Raw genomic sequence first — 1,224 nt, forward strand, 5'->3', positions numbered from 1 at the left:
GGCTGGCCCCCGAAGGGTGGAGCCGCTGACATGGCTCGCATCGCGGTGTCCACCCTCGTCCTGGTCGCACTCGTCGCCGGTGTGGCCGCCTACTTCCTGACCGGTTCGCTGCTCGGGTCGCTGCCGCCCCTCGGGTGGGGATGGGTCACGCTCCCGGTGGTGGCGGTGATCGACGTGCTGCTTGCGCTCCGGATCCGGTCCGCGATCTCCGACGGCGGGGTCGGTCAGGACCGCAGTCAGATGCACCCGTTGACGATCGCGCGGTGCGCAGCCCTCGGGCAGGCGTCGGCCGTGCTGGGGGCCGCGGCCGGAGGTCTGGGCGTCGGACTCGTCCTCTACTTCGCACCGAGGTTGGGTGAGCTGGCGGCGGCCAGCGCCGAGCTGCCGTCGTCCGTGGCGGTGCTGGTGTCCGGGGCGCTGCTCGTGGGGGCAGGTCTGTTCCTCGAGTCGTCGTGCGAGACCCCGCCCTCCGACGATGACGTGGGGGGACTGGCCCAGTCGACCTGAGCGGATCGAGCGGTCAGCAGACGGCGGGCATCTGGAGGAACACGCGCTGGTTGCCCGTGTGACTAGTGGTTCTCTGCGTATCATGCGGGGCATGAGTTCCGACGGCGCGATCGACAAGCCCCGATCCGTCCGCCCCGTCCGCGGCGACGACCGCGGCCTGGCGGGGATCGCTCTCGGGGCGCTCCTGGTGCTGGCACTCATCGCGACCGTGGTGATGGTCTTCTCCGACAATCCGGTGTGGATGCGGATCGGCACTCTCTCGGCACTCTGGGCGGCGTTCATCGGGGCGTTCCTCGTGGCCCGCTACCGGCGGCAGGCGGCGGCCGAGGCGGCCAGGGTCCGCGACCTGCACACCGTGTACGAACTGCAGCTCGAACGCGAGATCTCCGCCCGCCGCGAGCACGAGCTCGTGGTGGAGAAGGACCTGCGCGACTCCGTGCGTGCGGAGACCACCGACTCCATCCACGCGCTCCGCCACGAGATCGCCGCGTTGCGGGAGCAGCTCGGGCAGATGGGCGTCACCCTGACCGACGAGCGTCTCGCCGTGGGTGGTGACACCACAGCAGGGGAGCTCGGCGCCGGGTCGTCACTGCCATCGGTGCCGTCCGAGCGCGTCGAACCACGTCGTCGAGCACCGGAATCGACCCTGACACCCCCGTTCGGGACCTCTCCATCGGGTCGCGCCTCGACCACTCCCGCCTCGACCACTCCCGCCTC

At 71.0% G+C, this 1,224-nt stretch carries 2 protein-coding genes; both read left to right on the plus strand.

The window, feature by feature from the left end; all coding sequences use genetic code 11:
* Positions 1–30: 30 nt before the first annotated feature.
* Entirely contained in the window at positions 31–507 is a 477-nt protein-coding gene (locus G6018_RS07795; RefSeq protein WP_182639311.1) for a DUF3180 domain-containing protein, read from the plus strand.
* 91 nt (positions 508–598) lie between these two features.
* The coding region (locus G6018_RS07800) for a DUF6779 domain-containing protein (protein WP_347237827.1) at positions 599–1,224 on the plus strand (626 nt) is incomplete at its 3' end.

Origin of the sequence: Dietzia sp. DQ11-44 (genome assembly GCF_014145205.1) — a bacterium.
GTDB lineage: Bacteria > Actinomycetota > Actinomycetes > Mycobacteriales > Mycobacteriaceae > Dietzia > Dietzia natronolimnaea.

Excerpts from the sequence above, each read along its gene's own strand:
- G6018_RS07795 (WP_182639311.1), top strand. The coding sequence starts at position 31 with ATGGCTCGCATCGCGGTGTCCACCCTCGTCCTGGTCGCACTCGTCGCC.